19 protein-coding genes are annotated in these 22,096 nt (G+C 43.4%); 9 read left to right on the top strand and 10 right to left on the bottom strand.

Annotated features, from left to right (window positions below; translation table 11 throughout):
• Window positions 1–42 precede the first annotated feature (42 nt).
• Entirely contained in the window at window positions 43–462 is a 420-nt protein-coding gene (locus ITG09_19690; GenBank protein ID UPR55146.1) for a VOC family protein, read from the top strand.
• 108 nt (window positions 463–570) lie between these two features.
• Here ITG09_19690 and ITG09_19685 read toward each other — a convergent pair whose 3' ends face one another.
• The gene (locus ITG09_19685) at window positions 571–1,470 is read right to left on the bottom strand and encodes a DMT family transporter (GenBank protein ID UPR55145.1); all 900 of its coding nucleotides are present in this window, start codon (window positions 1,468–1,470) and stop codon (window positions 571–573) included.
• 300 nt (window positions 1,471–1,770) lie between these two features.
• Here ITG09_19685 and ITG09_19680 point away from each other — a divergent pair, with 300 nt between their 5' ends.
• Window positions 1,771–3,171 carry an alpha-amylase family protein gene (locus ITG09_19680; GenBank protein ID UPR55144.1) on the top strand — a complete coding sequence of 467 codons (1,401 nt, stop codon included), beginning with the start codon at window positions 1,771–1,773 and terminating at the stop codon, window positions 3,169–3,171.
• Window positions 3,172–3,267: 96 nt separating this feature from the next.
• On the opposite strand, the gene ITG09_19675 is transcribed toward ITG09_19680, so the two are convergent.
• Entirely contained in the window at window positions 3,268–4,236 is a 969-nt protein-coding gene (locus ITG09_19675; GenBank protein UPR55143.1) for a LysR family transcriptional regulator, read from the bottom strand.
• A 100-nt stretch (window positions 4,237–4,336) separates the two neighbouring features.
• Here ITG09_19675 and ITG09_19670 point away from each other — a divergent pair, with 100 nt between their 5' ends.
• Window positions 4,337–5,689, top strand: a complete 1,353-nt coding sequence (locus ITG09_19670; GenBank protein UPR55142.1) for an MATE family efflux transporter — start codon at window positions 4,337–4,339, stop codon at window positions 5,687–5,689.
• 404 nt (window positions 5,690–6,093) lie between these two features.
• On the opposite strand, the gene ITG09_19665 is transcribed toward ITG09_19670, so the two are convergent.
• A complete protein-coding gene (locus ITG09_19665; GenBank protein UPR55141.1) occupies window positions 6,094–6,531 on the bottom strand; it encodes a Spy/CpxP family protein refolding chaperone in 438 nt (145 codons plus the stop codon).
• Window positions 6,532–6,757: 226 nt separating this feature from the next.
• On the opposite strand from ITG09_19665, the gene ITG09_19660 reads away from it, so the two are divergent.
• The 4 genes from ITG09_19660 (at window position 6,758) to ITG09_19645 (ending at window position 10,688) form a co-directional block, all read left to right on the top strand.
• Window positions 6,758–7,003 (top strand): hypothetical protein, encoded by a 246-nt coding sequence (locus tag ITG09_19660; protein ID UPR55140.1) that lies wholly within the window; start codon window positions 6,758–6,760, stop codon window positions 7,001–7,003.
• Window positions 7,004–7,338: 335 nt separating this feature from the next.
• A complete protein-coding gene (locus tag ITG09_19655) occupies window positions 7,339–8,343 on the top strand; it encodes a response regulator (protein UPR55139.1) in 1,005 nt (334 codons plus the stop codon).
• 1 nt (window position 8,344) lies between these two features.
• Complete coding sequence (locus tag ITG09_19650) at window positions 8,345–8,782, top strand: PAS domain-containing protein (protein ID UPR55138.1); 438 nt, start codon at window positions 8,345–8,347, stop codon at window positions 8,780–8,782.
• Window positions 8,783–9,644: 862 nt separating this feature from the next.
• Window positions 9,645–10,688: a GMP reductase gene (locus ITG09_19645; GenBank protein UPR55137.1), complete on the top strand. Its 1,044-nt coding sequence runs from the start codon at window positions 9,645–9,647 to the stop codon at window positions 10,686–10,688.
• Window positions 10,689–11,188: 500 nt separating this feature from the next.
• Here the strand turns inward: ITG09_19645 and ITG09_19640 are convergent, their stop codons facing one another.
• From ITG09_19640 to ITG09_19610, 7 genes are all read right to left on the bottom strand, one after another.
• The gene (locus ITG09_19640) at window positions 11,189–11,878 is read right to left on the bottom strand and encodes a hypothetical protein (protein UPR55136.1); all 690 of its coding nucleotides are present in this window, start codon (window positions 11,876–11,878) and stop codon (window positions 11,189–11,191) included.
• A gap of 63 nt (window positions 11,879–11,941) precedes the next feature.
• The gene (locus ITG09_19635) at window positions 11,942–13,633 is read right to left on the bottom strand and encodes an alkaline phosphatase (GenBank protein ID UPR55222.1); all 1,692 of its coding nucleotides are present in this window, start codon (window positions 13,631–13,633) and stop codon (window positions 11,942–11,944) included.
• Window positions 13,630–15,144, bottom strand: a complete 1,515-nt coding sequence (locus ITG09_19630) for an alkaline phosphatase (protein ID UPR55135.1) — start codon at window positions 15,142–15,144, stop codon at window positions 13,630–13,632. Before ITG09_19630 ends, ITG09_19635 begins: the two co-directional genes overlap by 4 nt.
• A 155-nt stretch (window positions 15,145–15,299) precedes the next feature.
• The gene (locus ITG09_19625) at window positions 15,300–16,364 is read right to left on the bottom strand and encodes a hypothetical protein (GenBank protein ID UPR55134.1); all 1,065 of its coding nucleotides are present in this window, start codon (window positions 16,362–16,364) and stop codon (window positions 15,300–15,302) included.
• Window positions 16,357–17,163 carry a hypothetical protein gene (locus tag ITG09_19620; GenBank protein ID UPR55133.1) on the bottom strand — a complete coding sequence of 269 codons (807 nt, stop codon included), beginning with the start codon at window positions 17,161–17,163 and terminating at the stop codon, window positions 16,357–16,359. Before ITG09_19620 ends, ITG09_19625 begins: the two co-directional genes overlap by 8 nt.
• A 408-nt stretch (window positions 17,164–17,571) precedes the next feature.
• Window positions 17,572–17,775: a pyrophosphatase gene (locus ITG09_19615; protein ID UPR55132.1), complete on the bottom strand. Its 204-nt coding sequence runs from the start codon at window positions 17,773–17,775 to the stop codon at window positions 17,572–17,574.
• A gap of 458 nt (window positions 17,776–18,233) precedes the next feature.
• Entirely contained in the window at window positions 18,234–19,271 is a 1,038-nt protein-coding gene (locus ITG09_19610) for an AI-2E family transporter (GenBank protein UPR55131.1), read from the bottom strand.
• A 173-nt stretch (window positions 19,272–19,444) separates the two neighbouring features.
• Here ITG09_19610 and ITG09_19605 point away from each other — a divergent pair, with 173 nt between their 5' ends.
• Both ITG09_19605 and ITG09_19600 read left to right on the top strand, forming a co-directional pair.
• Window positions 19,445–20,878 carry a TolC family protein gene (locus ITG09_19605; protein UPR55130.1) on the top strand — a complete coding sequence of 478 codons (1,434 nt, stop codon included), beginning with the start codon at window positions 19,445–19,447 and terminating at the stop codon, window positions 20,876–20,878.
• Window positions 20,879–20,898: 20 nt separating this feature from the next.
• Window positions 20,899–22,092, top strand: a complete 1,194-nt coding sequence (locus ITG09_19600; protein ID UPR55129.1) for an efflux RND transporter periplasmic adaptor subunit — start codon at window positions 20,899–20,901, stop codon at window positions 22,090–22,092.
• Window positions 22,093–22,096: the final 4 nt, after the last annotated feature.

The raw sequence follows: 22,096 nt of genomic DNA, 5'->3' as shown, positions 1-22,096 counted from the left end.
GATATGCAACGTTGCTTACGAGAATACTTTAAGGAGAGAAGAATGATCCAACTTGAACATGTGAATTTAGTCGTTAAGGACATCCCTGAAATGCTGACTTTCTACAAAGCGGCGTTTCCACACTGGTACGTCCGTGATGAAGGAAAAGGCGAATGGTCAGGCAAGCCACGTAACTGGCTACATTTTGGAGACGAGTACCAATACATCGCATTGAGTGATCACGGAGAGGGGGAAAATAGAGATTTGGCAGGGCACTCAGTTGGTCTAGCACATTTTGCTTATGTGACCAATAACATCGAAAGCGTCACCCAACGTCTTATCGATGCGGGCTTCCCGATTGCTAAACCTGGCGCTGAGGAACCTTACCGTAAAAATGTCTACTTTGTGGATCCGGCTGGCTTTGAAATCGAGTTCGTTGAATATCTAAGTGATGACCCCAAACTGCGTAATGCTACAAGCTAGTAGCGTCTTTGTGTAGAAAGTACCAAAAAGGGCATTGTGGAATATTCCGCAATGCCCTTTTTAGATCTATTTAATAGCTGCTGGCTAACTGCTCTTTCGTTCCGTTATCTACTTAGCCTTGAACGGCACTAATAGCTGTTTACCAAACACGTTAATGAGTGCGCCAGTAACAATCAGGCCACCACCTAGATAAGTCCAAACCGATGGGATTTCATTGAAGATCCACACACCTAACAGTGCCGAGAACACAATCTGAACGTAAGAGTAAGCAGAAGCTTTGCCCGCTGCTTGTGTCTGCATCGCTTTGGTTAAACCGTATTGGCCGATTTGCGTGAAGATCCCGACGAGCACCAGCATCACGGTTAAGAATAGGCTAGGCCACACAAAGTCATTCCAGATAAGGGCTGTTGAGATTGGTAGCGCCACCAGTGGGAAGTAGAAGATGATGACAGAACTGTCTTCCGTTTGGCTCAGCTTTCTCACTATCACATAAGCGATTGAGCTACCAAACGCGCCACATAACGCCACCATAATGCTGAATAACGGCAGTTCGCTGCTCGAACCGCTGTTCATGCTTGGCTGTACCATTACCAGTAATCCCGCAAGGCAGAATGCAATGCAGATCATGGTCGACTTCTGGACTCGTTCTTTTAGGAACAACACACCGAGTAATGCGGTAAATACAGGATGTACGTATTGCAGAATGGTCGCTTCTGCTAACGGTAGCGTGGTCACAGCGTAGTACACACACATCAGTGCCGCAGTGCCAACTGTGCCTCGAACGAACAACAGAGGTCTGTTATTACCCCAGATAGAAATGCCTTTTCGTTTTACGTCGATGTAGCTAATGATCAAAGACACCAACGCCCTTGCTGCAACGATTTCAAATACAGGTATGCCGTAGTTGCTGATGTATTTCACACAAGCTGACATCAGTGCGAATCCAAAAGCAGAAAGGATCATGAATCGAACCCCAACAGGGATCATTGAAAAAGAGAAAGAAGGCATAAAAATATCAATCGGTTGAGGGAGAAGGAATGATAGCTTAGTTTAGGAGAGGCGACCAAAGTCTTTGTCTTGTTCTCGTCAACTTGATTCAATTAATTCTCATTTCTACTCTTCACGCATATAGGTACAACACCATAAAGCGCATATCACATTTTGCTCCACATAATATCGGCTATAGCTCAATTTTATAAAATCAATATCAACAGAAGGTGACGCTAATTCAACTCTGATTTATCCGCCGTTTAAATTGTCTTTATCACTCATATCATTCTTATGAATTTATAATGAGAGATATGTTCTATGAAACCAATAAATACCCTACTCATATCCACACTCGCGCTTTGCTCTTTTAGTTCAGCCACTTACGCTGACACCATTTTGCATGCTTTCAACTGGAAGTACTCAGACGTGACAGCCAATGCCAACCAAATAGCCGAAACTGGCTATAAGAAAGTGTTGGTTGCTCCGGCAATGAAATCCAGCGGTAGCCAATGGTGGGCGCGTTACCAGCCACAAGATCTGCGTACCATTGATTCTCCTTTGGGCAATAAGCAAGATTTAGCCGCAATGATCGCCGCACTCAAAGCTGTGGGCGTCGATGTTTATGCCGATGTAGTGCTGAACCACATGGCGAATGAAAGCTGGAAGCGAAGTGACTTGGATTACCCTGGCACAGAAGTGTTAAACGATTATGCCAGCCGTTCAAGCTACTATGCCGACCAGACTTTGTTTGGCAACCTAGCACAAGGTTTTGTCTCGGTTAACGATTTCCATGCTGCAGGCTGTATTACTGATTGGAACGATCCGGGTCATGTTCAATATTGGCGTTTGTGTGGTGCCGACGGCGATGTGGGTCTTCCGGATCTAGATCCAAATAACTGGGTAGTGTCACAGCAACGTTTATATCTAAAAGCGTTAAAAGACATGGGCATCAAAGGTTTCCGTATTGATGCGGTGAAGCACATGAGCCAGTACCAAATCGACCAAGTATTTACCCCTGAGATCACCGCGAACATACATGTGTTTGGTGAAGTGATCACCAGCGGTGGAGCCGGAAACAGTGGCTATGAGTCGTTCCTAGCGCCTTACTTGAACAACACTAATCACTCTGCGTATGATTTCCCGCTGTTTGCTTCAATTCGATCAGCCTTCTCTTTGAGCGGCGGTTTAAACCAACTGCATGATCCTAAAGCGTACGGCCAAGCATTGGATGATAACCGCTCGATCACTTTCGCGATCACGCATGATATTCCGACCAATGACGGCTTCCGTTATCAAATCATGGATCGACAAGATGAGCAGCTCGCTTACGCTTATATCCTTGGTAAAGATGGTGGTACACCGCTGATCTACAGTGATGATCTTCTTGATTCTGAAGACAAGGATAACGGTCGTTGGGGCAATGTTTGGAACAGTTCGACAATGAAGAACATGCTGAGTTTCCATAACGCGATGCAAGGCAAAGCAATGACGATGATTTCGAGCGACCAGTGCACCTTGTTATTCAAGCGTGGTAAAGAAGGGGTTGTGGGTATCAACAAGTGCGGTGAAACTCGTGGAGTTACTGTAGATACCTACCAGCATGAATTTAACTGGAATGTTCAATACCAAGATGTATTAAGCAGAGCGACAGAAACTGTGACTTCTCGTTATCACACCTTCAACTTACCACCACGCAGTGCGCGTATGTTTAAGCTTTAGTGCTTATTTTATAGAGCGAACACGACTGGTAAAAAGAATAAGCCGCAGCACGAGCTGTGGCTTATTCGTATCTGGGCTTAAGGTCTATCGCTCTTGTTAATCGGTAATTACACCAAACCAATGGTTCTGATGAGATAGTGCCTTCAACAATTCGATCTCTTTCGCCGTCTCTATTTTAAGCCAATCAATCAAACCACTGATCACAGGTGAGTGAGTGCGCTGGTGGATGAAATAGGTCCACGCACTGTGTTGGATCTTGGCATTCTCTGGGCAGTGCAAGAAACCGCGTTGCAGATCCTGCAAGACCAACAGCAGATCCGTCACCGTGACACCTTCACCAGATAAGCACGCACTGAGCGCCATATCCAAAGACAAGAAGCTGGTATTTCTGACGGGCTTTTTCGGAGGCGATTCGACATCGGCTAGCCATACTTTCCAGTCATGGTGATCTAAAGTCGGGTGCAGCCGTGGCATGGTTAAGATCGAATCGAGGTCGGTATCTTTCTTAGTTAAACCAGCAGCATTCGTTAAGCTCGTGGAGCATACGGGCGCCATAAACTCTTCACGCAAGAAAGTGATGTCAGGAGCGTTGTCATAGCGTTTTTTGAATCGAGTATGGAAGATCAACAAGTCGTATTCGCTGCTGTTGATCGCTTCATCTTCTTCGATCACAGGAACGATTACGATCTCGTAATCTGGGTAACGCTCGTTTAATTCACGAACCTTAGAGATCAACACGCGCGTAGCGAAACTCAGGGTTGCCTTTATCACGATGCGTTTCTGTTTCGGCTCACTCCAAGAGGCGATAACCGATTCGATATTGCCGTAGCTTTCACGCAAAGCGACATACAAATCATGACCTTGCACTGTTAATTCAATCGCTCGATGCTTACGAATGATCAAAGATGCGTTCAGCTCATCTTCAAGCTGTTTGATCTGACGGCTTATCGCACTCTGTGTCACGTTGAGCTCATCGGCAGCCAACGTAAAGCTCATCAGCCTTGCAGCCGCTTCGAAGGCTTTTAAGCCATTATGGGAGGATGGCAAGCTAGGATATGGGGTCATAATTCGTTCGCATGAGTTTTTGGAATGTTAGAGTCGCAAATTTATCAATTGAACGCTAGCCTCATCGATCGTATTTTGGGCGAAATTACCTGAGGCGCTCATGAAAAAAATACTCACTCTTGCATTCCCTTTGATCATTTCACAGCTGATCTCTATGGCTTTAGTCCTTACTGATGTTTGGATGATGTCGCGTATCAGCGTGTCAGCCCTTGCGGCGGGTGGCTTAGGTGCCTCTATCTACTTCTTCATCTTCATTATTGCGAGCAGCACAGTCGGTTGTGTCGCGAACTTGATCGCGATTGCTTATGGTCAGCGCGTCGCTCGCCCAGAGTTTGGTAATACTCAAATTAGATTGGCGGTGAAAGGCGCAACCATGTTGGCGTTCGTGCTTAGCGTGATCTTAATGGCCAGCTTCTGGTTTGCTCCGTTGGTATTGGAAGCTGCAAAACAGCCGCCAGAAGTGATCACCTTAGCCATGGAGTATGTCCATGCGTTGAAGTGGGTGATGTTGCCTTCGCTTATCTTATTGGTGCTTCGTGGCTTAACCAGTGCGTTTGGCAATGTGCGTTCTATTCTCGTGATGTCGATTATTACTGTGATTCTGAATGTACCAGTGAGCTACTTCCTCACGTTCCAGTTAGATATGGGCTTAACCGGCTTGGGCTTGGGCACGGCTATCGCGGCATTTATCGTGATGGTTGGATACACGGTTTGGGTGTTCAAACGTGATGAGTTCAAACAGTTCGCCCCTTGGCTCAATACCGAAGAGTATTCAATCAAGTTGATGAGCCCGTTGCTGTTAATGGGTTTACCTATCGGGTTGGCGGCGTTGCTTGAGCATGGCTTGATATACGGCGGTACCTTAATGGCGGGTACGATCAGTATTGCTTCGTTAGCTCTGCACCAAATCCTGCTTCAATGTTTAAGCTTTACTTGGAACTTCAACTTCGGTTTCTCGCAAGCTGCGGCAATTTTGGTTGGTCGTGATTTCGGGGCGGGTAATTACGAAGGAATCAAAAGAACTTCGATTCTAAGCTTTATTTTGGTTTCAGTGTTGAGTGTGGCTTTGTCTGCCGTGTTCATCATATGGCCTGAAATGATCGCTTCTATCTTCAAGTTGGATGATGGCACTGGCGCAATGACATCGCTATTGGCTTCAGTTATCTGGGTTGTCGCTCTGTGCTTTATTGTTGATGCTTGGCAACTACTGGCGATTAACTTGTTAAGAGGGATGAAGATTGTCTCTATGCCAACGGTGATGACAGCGATTGGTTACTGGATGTTTGGCCTGCCTGCTGCTTGGTACTTGATGCCAAAATTCGAGCTTGCCGGAATCTGGGGCGGGATTGGTGTTGGCTTAGGTATGACAGGTATTCTGCTGCTTATCCATTTGATGGTCGTGCTTAACAAGAACAGCAAGACGTCGGGTTTGGATTGTTCAGCTTACTCTTAAGCTTAATTGAAATGCAAAAAAGCCACAGCAATGTGGCTTTAGTTTATCTAGGGCGTGTTGATCTTTCGTGGTTAAATTTTGTTCGAGATAAAAGCGTTTTAATCGCGGCGAGGGAGAAGTAGCCTAGTCATTCTAAGCAAATCTCCCTCAACAAAGAGTAAAACGCTTTTAGCCGAACCCTCTGGGCAGCGTTTGCTGGTCATTTCTACTGCGTTATCGGCTTCTCATGTAGGCTAGCTACACATCAAAGTCTCTGCCTTGTATAAATACCCAGCAACTCGCTGCAAAAATCAGCTCGAAAGATCAACACGCCCTAATAGATTCTTGGGGGAGGGAATCAATATCAGGATGAGGGGTCGCTAGTTTCTACCAGATGACTTATCACCAGGCTATTCTCTACCAAACTATTTTCCACCAGACAGCGCAGACTTCATCATGGTTTTGAATTGCTCTTTCTGCTCTTCAGTCAACACATTGTAAATGTTGTTCTTAAGACGCATCTCTTGCATCACCATCGACCTTTCGGTTGCTTGAACCGTATCAATGACCTTTTCCATCTCAGCTTCATCGAATTCTGGCTGAGTTACTAGGGAGATCTGTTTTTTCTTAAGCTCTATCGCTTTATCCATATCAATTTCAGTTCTATCGGATTGATAGTCTTGCACAAGAGTGAACACTTCTGCTTGTTGTTCTTCCGTTAGATTCAAAGAAGCAATAACCATTTGCAGTGGGCTAAGCGCTGGCTGTGGCGGTTGTTGTGGTGTTGAAGCACTCACAAACGGAGCGGTAACGAGTAAAGCTGAAGCAGTTAATACACAAAGCGACTTTTTCAGTGATTTCATTGAGTTTCTCCTGTTAGTGGAAACAAGAGTATAGGTGAGCAAGCTGAACTCGATATGAACACGCTGTTCAGTTTAGTTCGTCCAACTGGTTATGTTCAGAAATTTATATTCAGAAAGATATGTTCTCGTGGACACAGAACGAGTTAGACCTTGGTCTTACAGAAACCGAGCGCAAAGGTGACTAGAATGATTTGAATTGCTCACCGTTTTATCAAGGAATACACAAATGGAAGTTGGATTGTTTTGGGCTGAAAAAGGAATGTTAGTGCTTGGTGCACTGTTTGTTTTGACGAGCATGATGCAGTACGGAAGACGAAGTAGTGATTGGAAGGGCGTGATTACTATGTTTTACAAGCGTATCCCAATGAATATTGCGGAATACAAATGGTACCGTTTAGGCATCGCTTTATTGGTGTTTGCTGTGGTGATACGTTTCGCATTACTGATCCTATGGCCGTCATACCAGTTCTAGCTTGTTTACATTTACTCTGATGTATAAGACATCTTGTATTCGCTCTCTTGTATTGGATATATAGAAGCGATAAATGCATGAGCAAACCGAGCCTTAATAAACCGACTTATTAAGGCTTTGATTTAATAAAATAGTGTTAATACTCCACAATATCGAGTTGTTATTATCTTTGTAGCATATTGTTTTTCATAAAGAATAATGCGAGTTAATAGCTCACCTGCTTGTTTCATCATTCTTACTAATAATCTACATATAAATCCATTCACCCCGTACCTGATACCATAATGTTCTGTTACACTCGTCCGAGTTAGCTTTAATTTGTCGGTGGTGCATTTATGTCGTTCCCAGTTCTTATATGTGATGATTCTGCGTTAGCAAGGAAGCAGATGGCTCGATCACTGCCTAGTTCTCTAAATGCAGATATAACTTTTGCTGTTCATGGGCTTAATGCACTTGAAGAGCTCGCTCAAAACCAGTTCAAACTGATGTTCCTCGACCTCACCATGCCGGAATTAGATGGCTATGGCACATTGGAAGAGATGCAACGTTTAGGTGATACCACGCCTGTTGTGGTTGTTTCTGGTGATATCCAACCAAAAGCGCAGCAGAAGGTCATGGATCTTGGTGCTAAAGCGTTTTTGCAAAAGCCGATTGATAAAGAAGCGTTAAAAGCCATTTTACGTGAGCATGTTGAGCCACCAAAACAGCCGCAACTCGTTATTCCTAGCCCATTAGAGCTGCCGATTCTGCGCAGACGCGATATCTACATGGAAGTGGCGAACGTTGCGATAGGCCGTGCAGCTGATGCATTGGCGCGCCACTTTAATGTATTTGTTCACTTACCATTGCCGAATGTGAACATTTTCGAAGTAAGTGAATTGCACATGGCACTTCGTGACCTAGCAGACAACGACCAAGTATCGGGTGTTTGCCAAGGCTTTAGCGGAGAAGGCATCGCAGGTGAAGCGCTAGTATTGTTGAGTGATTCCAGTGTGAGCGACCTTAAAAAGCTCATGAAGGTGCCAACCGAAAGCGAACAGCTCGAAGAGTTAGAATTACTGATGGATGTATCGAATATTCTCGTTGGCTCTTTCCTTAACGGGTTAGGGGAGCAATCTGAGGTTCGCTTCTTCCAAAGTTCGCCGGTTCTGCTTGGGCAACACATCTCGATTGATTCGGTTATCGAAAATACCAGTGGCTCATTTAAGAAAACCATGACGTTCGAAGTCAGCTACAACATAGACGGCACTTCCATCCGTTGTGACCTTCTATTTATGTTCGTTGATGAGTCTCTGCCTCTTCTAGACAACAAATTGGCCTACTTAATGGAGGAGTTTTAATATGTTGAATCTTCCTGCTGAATTTGAACAGTTCCACTGGATGGTGGACATGGTTCAAAACGTCGATATGGGGCTGGTGGTCATTAACCGTGACTTTCAGGTACAAGTTTGGAATGGCTTCATGACGCACCATAGCGGTAAGCAATCGCATGACGCGATTGGTAAGTCTATCTTTGAACTGTTCCCTGAAATCCCTGAAGAGTGGTTTAGGCTTAAGACTAAGCCGGTTTACGATTTAGGCTGTCGCAGCTTCATTACATGGCAACAAAGGCCTTATCTGTTTAAATGTCGTAACGTTAGGCCTGTAACCCAACAAGCCGATTTCATGTATCAGAACGTGACGCTTAACCCGATGCGCTCGCCAACAGGCCAAGTTACCTCATTGTTCTTGTCTATTCAGGATGCAACGGCAGAAGCGTTAGTATCTCAAAAGAACTAGATCATTCTACTCGCCAAACAACGCTTTCCTATACGCGTATTAGAATCAGTCTAATCAGCGAATAAAAATGGCTAAGGTTAATCACCTTAGCCATTTTTTGCTTTCTATTCTTCAAATCTTATCTTTCCCCCAGTTTTCACGCCAACCAATCCTCTTTTTTGGAGCGCTTTGCAGAGTCTTCTAGATTACATGAACGAAAGGGCGGCGACGAAATGTGCTTTTGGAACCGTAATGCTACGGGTTAAAAGAAATTGGATTTATAAAGTACAAACTGAAAGGCGCATTTAATGGAGTGTGAAGGTCGAATTATCAAACCCAAGTGAGTATTGGCCTCTAGATTGAGTCGTTTTCACTCTACTTTCCCAAGTGACAACAAAACAAAAACGTCACAAGACTGCCCAATTTGGTCTAAAACAGATAAAAATTAGAAAAAAATCGAATTTATTTAAGAAAAAAGGCATTTTTTTGTTGGAGAAAAGTGTGATTTTTATGTGATTTCGAGGCACTTTCTTCACATTATTGCTTAACGAGGGGGATATTGAGCGAAATAGGGAGGAAAACGATTGCGCAATAAATCGACAGCGTTTGCGTGAATAGTTCGCTAAGTTATTAATTAGTAAGAATTTAGTTGGAAAGTAAAGTTGAGGGGTTTGTAGCAGATATGGAATCTTTGAGAGGATAGCATAAAAAAAAGTGAAATATCAGACTTGCTGTTAGTAAATCACAACCTATAATGCTGAAAACCGGAGCGTCTGCCAACGCTCCGGTTTTTTTGTGTCCGAAGAAAAGTAAACTCGTCTGCCAACGGTTTTACTGCGCATTTCGCGAGAGACACATAATTTTATGAATCAAGGAAAACACCATGCGTATCGAACAAGAACTTAAGTTAGGTTTCAAAGATGTACTCTTCCGTCCGAAGCGTTCTACCCTTAAAAGCCGTTCTCAAGTTGAATTAACCCGCGATTTTACATTCAAGCATAGCGGTCGTCAATGGTCTGGTACTCCAGTAATTGCAGCTAACATGGATTCGGTAGCAAGCTTTGAAATGGCAACTGCTCTAGCAGAGCACGGTGTTATGACTGCAGTACACAAGCACTACACAGTAGAGCAGTGGGCTGAGTTTGCTAAAACAGCAGACAAGAAAACTCTAAACAACGTTTTTGTATCAACAGGTACTTCTGAAGCTGAGTTCGAGAAAGTTAAGAAGATCATGGCGCTTAGCGAAGACTTCGTATTCATCTGTATCGATATCGCGAACGGCTACTCAGAGCACCTTGTTGAGTTCGTACAAAAAGTACGTGCTGAATTCCCGACAAAAGTTATCTCTGCGGGTAACGTTGTAACAGGTGACATGGTTGAAGAGCTAATCCTAGCTGGCGCAGACATCGTTAAGGTTGGTATCGGCCCCGGTTCTGTTTGTACTACACGTGTTAAAACAGGCGTAGGTTACCCTCAACTTTCTGCAATCATCGAGTGTGGCGATGCGGCACACGGCCTGGGCGGCATGATCATCGGTGACGGTGGCTGTTCATGTGCGGGTGACGTTTCTAAAGCGTTCGGCGGCGGTGCTGACTTCGTAATGCTAGGCGGCATGCTAGCTGGTCACTCTGAGTCAGGCGGTGAAGTAGTAGAGCAAGACGGTAAGCAATACATGAAGTTCTATGGAATGTCGTCTCAGTCGGCTATGGACAAGCACTCAGGTGGTGTTGCTAAGTACCGCGCAGCGGAAGGTAAAACTGTTCTACTTCCATACCGTGGTTCAGTTCACAACACAATTTCTGACATCCTTGGTGGTGTACGTTCAACTTGTACATACGTAGGCGCAGCAAAGCTTAAAGAGCTAACTAAGCGTACGACTTTCATCCGTGTACAAGAGCAAGAGAACAACGTATTCGGTAAAGAGTAATCTGAACGGATTCGAATAATTTGAAGATCAAGAGCCGCTTTTAAGCGGCTCTTTTTTTTGGGGATTTACGGCAGAACCTGTTGGATTTAAAATGGATGATATTAAGTACTGGTGTTCCGGTGGGAAGCCAAACCTATCGAGTACGTGATGCAAAAAACGTATATGAGTTGTTTGAATGATAGACGTTCATCCAACTGATCCGCATCATCAATGCTAGACACCAAGTTAAGCGACTTTTCCATACTTCACGTAATTCATGACATGTTAATGTTCTGATTTGCGAAACTGATTTCTGTCCATAGGTGTGTTGACTGGTGGTGTAACACATCTTTGTCCAAAAGAGTGATGACGTGGTCTGTAAAACTTAAATACCCCGAAACATTTTTGCTAGAGCTCTCTTTTCATTGCATTTTAATGCTGATGGTTAATTTATTAGACGTTATAAGGGTAGCCTTATAACGTCTAATATTTGAACTGTTTAAACGGTAGTCTTCTAACGCCTAATGCGTATGAAAATTTGCACCATTAGTTTCTAGTTGTCCGCTGGTCAGCAAATACTGTACAAACTCATCACGTTCCATATCCATCGCATCTGAAAAATCAATTTTACGGTATTTATCCCAGTCTTTCAGCTTTGCGATTGTACGATTTGCATCAGTCAGATCGAGTAATTCAAGGGTCAATCTCTGATGTTGTTTTTTTATCGTATATTTTTTCGGTAGTCCCTTGTCATTGAGCCAATCTATCGAAACTTGATATCCGTTAATGTCACCTTCAAACCGTGAAACAGAGCCTTGTTCTGTACGAAAGGTCTCTTTTTTTTCAAGCGCCTGTAGCCAACGATATGGGATAACTTGGGTTGTTGTTTCCCAATCACCCGATAAATTGAAGGCTCTTAAATCACCGCGGGTATAGTGAATACTGCTGTCATAATTGGGGAAGTGGCGATAAAAAATATGTCTTCCGTTGTCACGTTTAACCCAATGCTCAATAATATTATGTTGCGGTAATTCTCGGATGACGTGGTTATCCGTCACAGTAAACGCCATCAGGCTAGTTGTTACCTGAAAACCCAAGTGCTCTGAAATTTTATATTGAGCAGAGTAGCTGTCATCCATGGCATGGACGCTATTATTCGCACTGATTGTATGTGTAAAAATAAGTAAGAGTAGAGTAATTAACTGCTTCACGTTGAATACCAAATTTATTGTTTTACTTGCCGCTCCTCGAGCCTTAGCTCGAGGAGCGTAGGGTTAATTTATTGCTGCTTCCGCGTTTTCAATCAAGTTACCGGCTCGCTCCATGATATGAAAAATACTGTTTTGTTCCAGTACACCGCGAACTTGTTCAGAACCTGGACCAATCGCCCAGATTCCCACATCTTCACCGGCGTGAGATTCTGACGGTAAAGGAACGGTTGTTTGCTGCGCGTAGCCATTCGCCATGGTTTCTTCCGATGTGCCTGGGTCTTTACGTGCCCCTGTATCATCAAAGGAACCCTTGAAGCTAAAACAGCCGTAACCTGGGTAACAGAATTCAAATTCATCGGTACCACCATTTAAGCCATTGGCGTAGTGCAAGGCAGTGAAGGGAAGTCCATCATCCGCTAACATCAGTTCATCATTTACATCGTGAACGAGATCCAAAATGTGGTTACCACGTTTGGGTTTGCCACCAATGGTAAATACATGGGAGTGATCGGCCGTAACAATGATGAGTGTTTCATCCGCAGCATCTTTTGTCATTTCCAACGCTGTTTCAATGGCTTGATTAAATGCCATAAAATCGTAAAGTGCATTCTTTGAGCTACCAAAATGATGCCCGTGGTCGATTCGACCCCCTTCGACCATTAAGAAGAACCCGTTATCTTCATTCTTCTGTAACAGTTCTAGCGCGGAACTTGTCATCTCAGAGAGTGACGGTTGATCGGTATCTTCTCGGTAGAGGTCAAAATCTAGTTGAGACTCGGCAAACAAACCAAGAATGGTGTTGTGTTGATCTATATTAAGGTTTGCAAGCTCATCACCACTCTGAATATACGCGCCATTTGGGTTTCGTTGTTTCCATAGCTCGATCAAATCTTCATCTTCGCGATCGCCTTCTGAAAATGATTCTTCAGAGTTAAGGGTAAAGTAACTTCTTCCGCCCCCGAATATCACATCCATACCTGAATTGAGTTCCGTGGTAAAACCACCGTATCCATTGTCAAACTTATGTTGATAGTCAATAAGCTGCTTTGCGATGTCAGGGATACATCCGTCTAATCCAGCAGAAGTGTCCGTTTCCCAGTTTCTATTAGGGCTAAAGGCGTAGGTAGCGGCAGGTGTTGCATGCGTGACTGCAGTCGTGGTGACAATACCTGTCGATTTTCCTGCCATTTTGGCTAAATCTAGTGCTGAAATTAGTTGAGAATCAAAGAGGTTCGCATCACATTGGCTGAACCAAACATTTTCATCTAACCCTATCACAGACTGTCGATTTTTTACGCCTGTCATCATGGCATTCATTGTGCCGGCAGAGTCGGGAACCGTTGCATCCGAATTATATGTTTTTGACAGCGCGGTATGTGGGAATTTTTCGAATACAACTTGGTGTTCCTCCCCTAATTCCATGCCATAACGTGTTTGAGCTTCTAATATACGACCAGCGGTCAACGTCGATATCCCCATGCCATCACCGACGAAAAGAATGATGTTCTTTGCTTTACCCTTGGTATTAAAAGAGGCAAGTTCAAATTCAGATTGAATACTGTCAATGCGCTCCGCACCCTGGTTAAACCATGAGTTAACCCGCTCAGTATCAGAGACGACAGGTGTACCTAATGTCCAACCAAAATTAGGTTTTTCTACTTCATCACCTGAAGTTGATGAGTTGCAGCCCGCTAGCAAGAATGCTGAGGTCATAGCAAGGGTGAGTGTTTTCAATGTCATTTTACTATGCCTTATTTAGTTTGGTATGCCTGAGCACCTAGCTCAGCAGCTTGGTTGATCACATGAAAAATCGAAGTTTGCTCTGATGTCCCTCGTACCAAGTAACTTCTTGGTCCCATTGCAAATACCGGTACATCTTCACCTGAGGATGTTGAAGCTTGAAGAGGAACGGTTGCTTGCTGAAGGTAGTCAACATTTTCAGTATCTTCCAAACCAGGGTCGACACGATTACCTGAGTCATCTCGAGTAAATTGAGCGCCAGGACCATTTGCGTAAGCTAACGTTGTGTATTCAAAGCCATCAGTAGCATCTGCAGCACCATCTAATCCTTGCCCATCGTAGGTTTCAGAAATGCCTAAAATTGGGTTGCCACGTGCACCAAAGCCGCCAATAGAGAGCGTGTATGAGTGGTCGGATGCAACAACAATTAATGTGTCTTCCAGTAATCCGGCATCCGCAAGGTATGATTGAGTTTTCTCTACAGCATGGCTTAGTGAAATGGTTTCCGTTAAGGCTCTAGCGGCGTTGCCTGCTTGGTGCCCATGAGAAATACGGCTTGCAGACACACTTAACATGAAGCCATTCTCTAGGCCTCGCGGAGTGTTTGTGAGCAATTTCAGTGCGGCTTCCGTCATTTCAGATAAAGAGGGCTCTAATTCTGGGTCCCGGTCGACTTCGTAAGACATATGACTCTCGTTAAACAAACCTAAGACTCGATCAGCTCGACTAAAATTTGTATTATCAAAATCTTCACGAGAACTGAGGTAGGCGGATTCGTTGCCAAATCGCTCGGTCCAGTCCGTTGTTAAGTTGCCATTTTCTCGTTTACCATCTTCCGATGTAGGGAGAAATTCTCTACTTCCGCCACCAAGAACAACGTTTATTGGCGCCGCTTCATGAACCAGTTGGTAAGCAATATCAGAAACTTGGCCTGAGCATTCTGTAGACACAGATGACTCCCAGTCTCTATTTGATGTATGAGCGTAAAGCGGTGCAACACTAGCATGGGTCACTCGTCCTGTAGCAACAACGCCCGTTGCCATTCCTTTATGGGTTGCGAGTTCAAGTAATGTGTGCAACTTCTCGTTTTGGATATGACAATCACTGCGCTCAATATTGTCTGTCAGGCCAATAACACCTGCTTTTGTTTTAACGCCAGTAGACATTGCCGTCATGCTGGCGGCGGTGTCCGCAACTTGTTGGTTTGTGCTGTAAGTTTTAAGTAACCCCGAATCAGCTAACCGTTCAAATGATAAACTGTTCTCTTCCCCATATTCTTCTCCACGTAACTGCGCTTCATGAATACGAGAAGCGGTCAATGTGGTTGGCCCCATACCGTTGGCGAAAAAAACCACCACGTTTTTTGCGGCGGTATTGGGTGATTGCTCAAGCTGAGAATCGAGTTTCTTTTCTGAATTTATATACCAGTCACTATTGACTTGATGGGCCGGTAGTATTGATGCACTTGCATGTGTTGCTGACATTGCTAATGCAATAGAGAGAGCAACCGTCTTTATTTGAAGCATTTCTATTAACCTTGTTATCAAATTTGAAAGCTTGCACGATCCGTGTGTCGAATTACGCAATCGCAATCAATATAGAAATGCCATAAGTCGCTTTTGTGAAATAGTTATCTCTGGGTAGGAAAAGAGATAACTCCATCGATATAAAAAAATCTAAATCATGCTCTAAAGTGAATGTGTTCAGAGGATAGCGTAAGTTGATATTGATACCGTGCCGTTTTTGAATCTCTATTAGATTCAAAAAGATATGTTGTTGAAAGCTCGCCAAGTTCACTCACTAAACGCTCTTTTACTTTATTCCGATTCAGATCCAAGTTTTTGGAACGAACCCCAATGCCGTGTAGGTCATCAATGGTTTTCGCGGCGCCGTTGAATTGAATCATAATGTCAGCTAAATTTGCCCCTGCAATTCGATCGGGTTTATTGACACTTGGATTGGTATAAGCGGAAAGCCCTTGAGACTTTCGTTTTGCATACCAGTAGTAATAAAAGAAAGGTGTTTTTGATAACTCAATACCCAAGCCACGGATGTAAATGTGACGTTTTGCTGCATCAAGCTCCAAGCTATCTTCTGCCTTAGCTACGCGCCAGGCATAATCTAGGCAGTCTGTTCTTGAAAAAGCCCAAAGAAACCATTTCAGTTCGAGTTCGCTTAGTAATTTAAGGTTATCAAACGCTAATAAGCGCACCATATCTTCTGAACGAGCGCCACATTCTAATAGCCTGTCTTGCTTGCTTTCATTTGGACTTTGATCGTTTTCTTGGATTGGGGAGCGAACGACCCAAGCACTGCCCAACAACAGGCAGCTAAAGAGAAACAAATAGAATACGATTCCACTTAGGTTGTAATGGTGCTCGTACTCAAGTGAAATACCAATAACGTTATCGTCCAAATTAAGGTAAATGTCACTGGCCTGCTGAATAGCGGGATAATTTATCGTGGCAACGTCAACTGTACTCGACGATATCACTGGAAATAGAGTCGCTGAGTGATCAACGCGAGTCGATGAAGCTGTCCATACGTTCTCAAAATGAGTGAGCATTTGTTCTATCGATTCATAGGAAACGGAATACTGATCAATCGTATTCAATACCTCACTCAACTGTTCCGAGATCTGTTTTTCTATATACGCTTTAGAGTTGAAGGTTAACAGTATCCCCATCAATATGTTTAGCGTAGCGAAAGCGATCACACTAGCAACGAACCTGACCGTGTTATTCATTTGGAATCCCTGAATTTGCTCGTAAAAACGAACTGAGAAATGTTCTGATTTTGTCGGCGGTAGGGTCTGATACCGAATTGTGTAAAAACCAAGAACCAAGTTCCAACTGGTCATCAATCAATATGGACTCATAGGATGTCTGATTGAGCTTGGGTAATTCGAATGACGTCAGCGGTAATAAATCGACAGAGTGTTGTTTGAAAGCGTTCAACATCGAATCACGATTCTTGAAGTATTGAATATTCAATTGAGAAATATTCAGGCTGTGGTTATTGAGATATTTAAGCGGCGCCATATAACCAGACTGACTTCTTTGGTCATCCAGTAAGGCTATTTTTGCTGTGGTAAATGTGTCTTTATTCACTGGTGAAGTTGACACCCAATACACTTTATACTTTGGTAGCTCAACGATTTCATGATAAAAATCAGCATATCCTGGGAGAATACTCTGTAAAAAATAATGTCTAGACAGGACGAGAGTGAGCGGGTCGCTGGTTAAATGGATTGCTTTTAATTGAGATCGAGGAGTGAGATGAGATCGTACTTGTGCGTAGTGGCTTTTGGCGAGAAGGGACTGACAGAATATGTCATTAAATTTATCAAGATCACTCATCATGGGGACGTAGATGTGAAATACCTTGTCGCCGGTTGAATCAACGACATCGCAAATCTGTTCATTTGGCATAGCAAAATCAACTGTCCCTATATGGTGAGATGAAGAGACCAAATTTAAAAACAAAATAGAGCAACCTAGCGTTAAGCCTAATCCTAAAGCAATGAACTGAGCCTGTTTACTCATTAGTCTTCCTAGCAATTAAAACCTAAAAACACTAAGGGTTTATTGTGTCAAATTTATGAAGATATGAAATCAACTTAAAATACTGTTTCTCTTCTTTGAATGTGTTGTTGGTGAAACTATAAGCAAACCCTAATTCATTTGTAGAGGATTAATAAAACTAACAATTAGTTTGGAAGTGATTGAAACTATTTTTCGTAGCAGTAGTTATCCTAGTTATAACAGTCAGCGGGGATTCATAACTCACTTTTGTCCGGAAACGTTTTTAAAATTGATCAAACGCTATTGTCCTCCGACAACAATGGCTAGATAGAGAGCGAGTATAAGGTCAGATAGAGTTTAAAAGTAGGTAGTGGTTAGGGGGGAATTGGTGATCTTAATTACACATCCCTGTGTAACGTATTCTGAATGTCAGCTGGCTTTAAAGAGCTTCATAAATTGACTAAAGCATGGAATCAGGCTTTGCACAGTCGGCGCATCGGGAATCTCATTTACAAAAATCATAAAGCGCTGTGCTTTACTTTTATCACCTTGAGCAGTCCCTGCTAGTATTGCTTGAGCTAAAATTACATGCTCAGCGGTAACGTCCTTATTCGAAAATTCGTGAATCAACATAGAAAATCCTAATAAGTATAAATACGGATGTAATAATACAATATATCGATGTTTATATCGATAGCTTATGGCATTCATCAATGTCAGATTTGTGTGAAAATAATACAGGACAGTGAGCTTAGTGACTTTCCATACTTATGCTAATTCGTGATTTGCTAATACTTGGTTCTCCGAAACACATTTCTGTCCAAAAACGTCACAATCTGAAATTTAACACATGGCATTTTCTAGCTCGAAAATGCCCCAAAGTGCGTTAGAGTAAATACTCATATATGTTCTGCTAATGCTGGCCGCCCTTAATAGTATTAATCCGAGATAAATTCATCGAACTGTATCGAGATTATGATTTACCTATTAATTGCAACGTCTTGGGCTTAAAGATAAACGAAGTTGACCGTAAAACTGCATTCAGGCTTCGCTAAGTTTAAATGCTCTCAGTCATTCCCTTTAACTATCCTTTACCCCATAACCTCTGAAATATGTTGATACTTGCTAGAACTCTCAAAACAGATCTTGACTGCCATTGTTAATGGGACGGAAAGAATCAATCCCACCGGTCCTAATAGCCAGCCCCAGAGTAGCAATGACAAGAACACAATTAGTGGCGATAGCCCTAGCTTACTTCCCAATAGTTTCGGTTCGACAAAGTTACCAACAATAAAGTTGATGGCAAAATAGAGCGACATGATCATCAGGGTTTCGTTAATCCCCGTTTGCAGTAACGCACATACAGTAAGCGGTGCAGCTGCCAATAGTGGACCAATGTTTGGGATAAAATTAAGTAAGAACACCAACACAGCAATGAGCACGTAATACTCAACTTCAAAGCCCCATAAGATCCCACCGACTAGCAAGGCTTTACCTAAGCTAATCGCAGATTTAGCAAGCAAGTAGCGGTTCATTGAGTGCACAAACTTATCAATACTGATTAACATTTTTTCTGAGCGCATATGGCGGTGTAGCTTGCTGTGAAGAAAGGGCGCTTCTGCGACAATAAATCCTGTCGTGACCACGATAATTATAAAGTTACTCATGGTGTTGCCAGCTTTGGAGGCCACATTGAGCATAGATTGTTCCGTAGTCGTAAATAATGACTCAATATTCACTAAGCTTAGGTCGATAGGTAAACCTGCACGGTCGGCGTAAAGGTTTATGCTGCGAAGAGTTTCTTGCAAGCTTGATTGGTAACTGTCGATATTCACCAAAATGTCACGGGTTGAATTCCCCAATATGCCACCTAATGTGCCAAGCCCTGCCAAGAAAAACAGCATAACAAGCAAAGAGGCTGCGACATGTGGGACTTTCGCACGCTTAACTAAAGTAATCATAGGGTAGACAGCAAACGCGATAAAAACTGAAACAAGCAGAGGAGCAAGTACCCCATCAAAAAATTTTACAGCGGTTAACACGATGGTTATTGCTGCAATATTTATCCATGTTAGGGCTTGTTGGCTCACATTGATGCTGTGTGATTGGTTAGGCTTACTCAAAGGCATGGTGTTACTCAGTGATTAGAACGAGCTAATATCGTTGCACAAATTTGAGTAAAAAAACGGCTTTGATACAAACCTCGACAATTTAGCGAAATTGATACAATTTGCGACAAACTGGTGATTGCTTGGCAAATAATATCAACGCTTGATTCGTATAGTGGCGGCACTGTTTATCAATGAGCCCATCACCTATGCAGCGTTCATCCATTCTAATTGCGAGTTTAAGTACTATATTGGCAGGTTGTGCTTCTACGTCGATGCCTGCTGATCCTGCACCTATATTGTCGGAGTCACTTCCTCAGCAGTTTACCGCGACGACAATTCAAAATAGTCATAATGAAGCTAATCACAGTGAAATGGTGGCAGCATGGTGGCGAGCATTCAATGCCCCTCAGTTGGATCGTTTAATCACCCAAGCTTTAGGTAATAACTTCAGCTTTCAAGCAGCAATCAACCGTTTACAGCAATCTGCTACCAAAGCGACACAAGCAGGGGCGAGCTCATCACCAACGCTTGATGCTACATTCAATGCTGACCGTACGACACAATCTTCAGATTCAGCTACCGCATTCCAATTTGGCGTGATGGCGAGCTATGAGCTTGATTTATGGTCTCGCCTGTCTGCAACCAAGCAAGCCGCGGAATTTGACTACCTTGCGAGTCAACAAGAGCTAGATGTCGCAGCGATTACATTGAGCTCTGAAATTGCATTGAGCTGGTATCAAGCGGTCACTCTTAACGCGTTGTTCGAGTTGTATTCACAGCAATTAACCGTGCTTGATAAACAACTAAATATGCTGACGCTACATCACCAATATGGACAAAGCAATATTGAAGATATCTGGCAACAGCAGCAATTACAGCAAGCGCAACAAGCTAAGTTACTGGCGGCTAAAAGTGAGTTAAAGGTGATCGAGCTGCAACTCAAGGTACTCACTGGCGATCTCTCTTTTGCTCTGACAGACTTGCCACGTTTATCAACCTTACCAACGATGCCAAATATTGGTGTCCCAGCGCAGTTACTCAATCAAAGACCTGATTTGAAGCAAGCGTGGTTTTCGGTGCAAAGTCAGCAACAAAGCGTTGTAGTCGCAGAAGCGGATCGTTACCCACAAATTCAAATTACCGCTTCACTGCTTTCAAGCTCAACCAACATTTCAGACTTGATGAGCGATTGGGTAAGTAAGTTAGCTGGCTCAATTTTAGTACCGATTCTTGACGGTGGTTCGCGAGATGCTGCGATTGAAGAGCAGCGAGCTGTACTCAATGAGAGTTTGAATAACTACACCCAAAAAGTCATCGAAGCTGTCAGTGAAGTAGAAACCGCGTTAACCCAAGAGCAAAGCGAACACCTTCAGCTAAATAATATTGAACAGCGCTTAGCACTGGCTTCAAAAACAGCACAAATCAAACAGCTTCGCTATCAAAACGGCAGCGTGGACTTTCTGCAAGTGCTAACCGCACAGCAATCAGAACTGGACTTACAACAAAGCAAAGTTGAGAGCCAAGGCAACCTATTTGCTTTACGTATCGCTCTGCATCGTTCGATAGCAGGTAATCTGAATACGTTTGAATCAAATACTGTAGATAACCAAACAAACGATCAATAAGTAGAACAGGATATGGACTAATGAAAATCACTACCCCCACCCTTAAAAAAGTCGTTGCACCCATTCTTGTTCTCTCGCTTGCTTGTGGCAGTGCGTGGCATTTGATGGCATCGACACCAAAAAGCCAGCGCGCAAAACCAGTGAAAGTTGAGCGATTAGTGGATACCTACCTTGTAGAAAAAAATACCGTTAATATTCAGTTGAATGCGCTCGCGACTGTAAGTGCAGATAAGATGATTTCGTTATATTCGGAGGTTGAGGGCCAAGTGATTGCGATCAAGCCAAATCTTGTCGCGGGAAGCCAGATCAAGAACAACGAACGTTTAATTGAGTTAGATAATGCTGAGTATTTGATCACACGCCAAGAGATGCAAGCCGCTGTGATTGAAGCTGAGTCTGATTTAAAACTCGAACTTGGTCGTCAGAGTATTGCCAAGAAAGAGTATCAACTTACAGGTCATAAACTAACAGAAAACGAACGTGCTTTAGTGATGCGCTTACCACAGCTTGAAGCAGCAAAAGCGAACTTAAACCGTGCTAAAGCGAACCTTGCGAAAGCCGACTTAGATCTTGCCCGTACTCAGATTAGAGCGCCATTTTCTGGGCAAGTGATCCAAAGCAATGTTCATATCGGTAGCCGCGTTTCGACTAGCAGTGACTTACTTCAATTAGTCTCTACTGACCGTTTTCTATTAACAGTTGAACTGTCAGAAGCGGGCATGCAGTGGCTTGAGTATGCCAATCAAAGTGGCAAAGGCAGCTCTGTTTCAATCACAAGCTCACATTGGAATGGTCAAACCCGTAGTGGTGAAGTGATCTCGATTGCACCAAACATGGATAGCCAGTCTCGCATGGTTTCAGTGGTGGTTGGGATTTCCGACCCATTGGCGCTGTTAGCTGAAAATCGACGCAAACCGCGCGTGATGATTAATGATTTGCTTGATATCACCCTTAAGGGAAAGGCATTAGATAACGTGAGTGTGCTGCCCGATCAACTGATGCGAAGTGATAACCAAGTTTGGATCATGAATCAAGATAACAAGCTTGAAATACGTAGCGTAACCCCAGTGTTTAGAAATGCCACCTTAGCCTATATTGGCGATGAGCTAAAAGTCGGCGAGCGAGTGGTGAGCTCTTATCTCGGCTCTCCTGTATCGGGAATGCCACTGAGAACCGCGATTAAAACTATTCAGAATCCCCAACAAGAGAACTAAGCCC

Source organism: Vibrio cyclitrophicus, from assembly GCA_023206055.1.
In the GTDB taxonomy this organism is placed as follows: domain Bacteria; phylum Pseudomonadota; class Gammaproteobacteria; order Enterobacterales; family Vibrionaceae; genus Vibrio; species Vibrio cyclitrophicus_A.
The sequence above is the reverse complement of the archived record's forward strand: the minus strand, read 5'-3'. Positions and strand labels throughout refer to the sequence as shown.

What these genes read in the sequence shown, in the direction of transcription:
- ITG09_19690 (UPR55146.1), top strand. Translation starts at nt 43, where the DNA reads ATGATCCAACTTGAACATGTGAATTTAGTCGTTAAGGACATCCCTGAA.
- ITG09_19685 (UPR55145.1), bottom strand. Translation starts at nt 1,470, where the DNA reads ATGCCTTCTTTCTCTTTTTCAATGATCCCTGTTGGGGTTCGATTCATG.
- ITG09_19680 (UPR55144.1), top strand. Translation starts at nt 1,771, where the DNA reads ATGAAACCAATAAATACCCTACTCATATCCACACTCGCGCTTTGCTCT.
- ITG09_19675 (UPR55143.1), bottom strand. Translation starts at nt 4,236, where the DNA reads ATGACCCCATATCCTAGCTTGCCATCCTCCCATAATGGCTTAAAAGCC.
- ITG09_19670 (UPR55142.1), top strand. Translation starts at nt 4,337, where the DNA reads ATGAAAAAAATACTCACTCTTGCATTCCCTTTGATCATTTCACAGCTG.
- ITG09_19665 (UPR55141.1), bottom strand. Translation starts at nt 6,531, where the DNA reads ATGAAATCACTGAAAAAGTCGCTTTGTGTATTAACTGCTTCAGCTTTA.
- ITG09_19660 (UPR55140.1), top strand. Translation starts at nt 6,758, where the DNA reads ATGGAAGTTGGATTGTTTTGGGCTGAAAAAGGAATGTTAGTGCTTGGT.
- ITG09_19655 (UPR55139.1), top strand. Translation starts at nt 7,339, where the DNA reads ATGTCGTTCCCAGTTCTTATATGTGATGATTCTGCGTTAGCAAGGAAG.
- ITG09_19650 (UPR55138.1), top strand. Translation starts at nt 8,345, where the DNA reads ATGTTGAATCTTCCTGCTGAATTTGAACAGTTCCACTGGATGGTGGAC.
- ITG09_19645 (UPR55137.1), top strand. Translation starts at nt 9,645, where the DNA reads ATGCGTATCGAACAAGAACTTAAGTTAGGTTTCAAAGATGTACTCTTC.
- ITG09_19630 (UPR55135.1), bottom strand. Translation starts at nt 15,144, where the DNA reads ATGCTTCAAATAAAGACGGTTGCTCTCTCTATTGCATTAGCAATGTCA.
- ITG09_19625 (UPR55134.1), bottom strand. Translation starts at nt 16,364, where the DNA reads ATGAATAACACGGTCAGGTTCGTTGCTAGTGTGATCGCTTTCGCTACG.
- ITG09_19620 (UPR55133.1), bottom strand. Translation starts at nt 17,163, where the DNA reads ATGAGTAAACAGGCTCAGTTCATTGCTTTAGGATTAGGCTTAACGCTA.
- ITG09_19615 (UPR55132.1), bottom strand. Translation starts at nt 17,775, where the DNA reads ATGTTGATTCACGAATTTTCGAATAAGGACGTTACCGCTGAGCATGTA.
- ITG09_19610 (UPR55131.1), bottom strand. Translation starts at nt 19,271, where the DNA reads ATGCCTTTGAGTAAGCCTAACCAATCACACAGCATCAATGTGAGCCAA.
- ITG09_19605 (UPR55130.1), top strand. Translation starts at nt 19,445, where the DNA reads ATGAGCCCATCACCTATGCAGCGTTCATCCATTCTAATTGCGAGTTTA.
- ITG09_19600 (UPR55129.1), top strand. Translation starts at nt 20,899, where the DNA reads ATGAAAATCACTACCCCCACCCTTAAAAAAGTCGTTGCACCCATTCTT.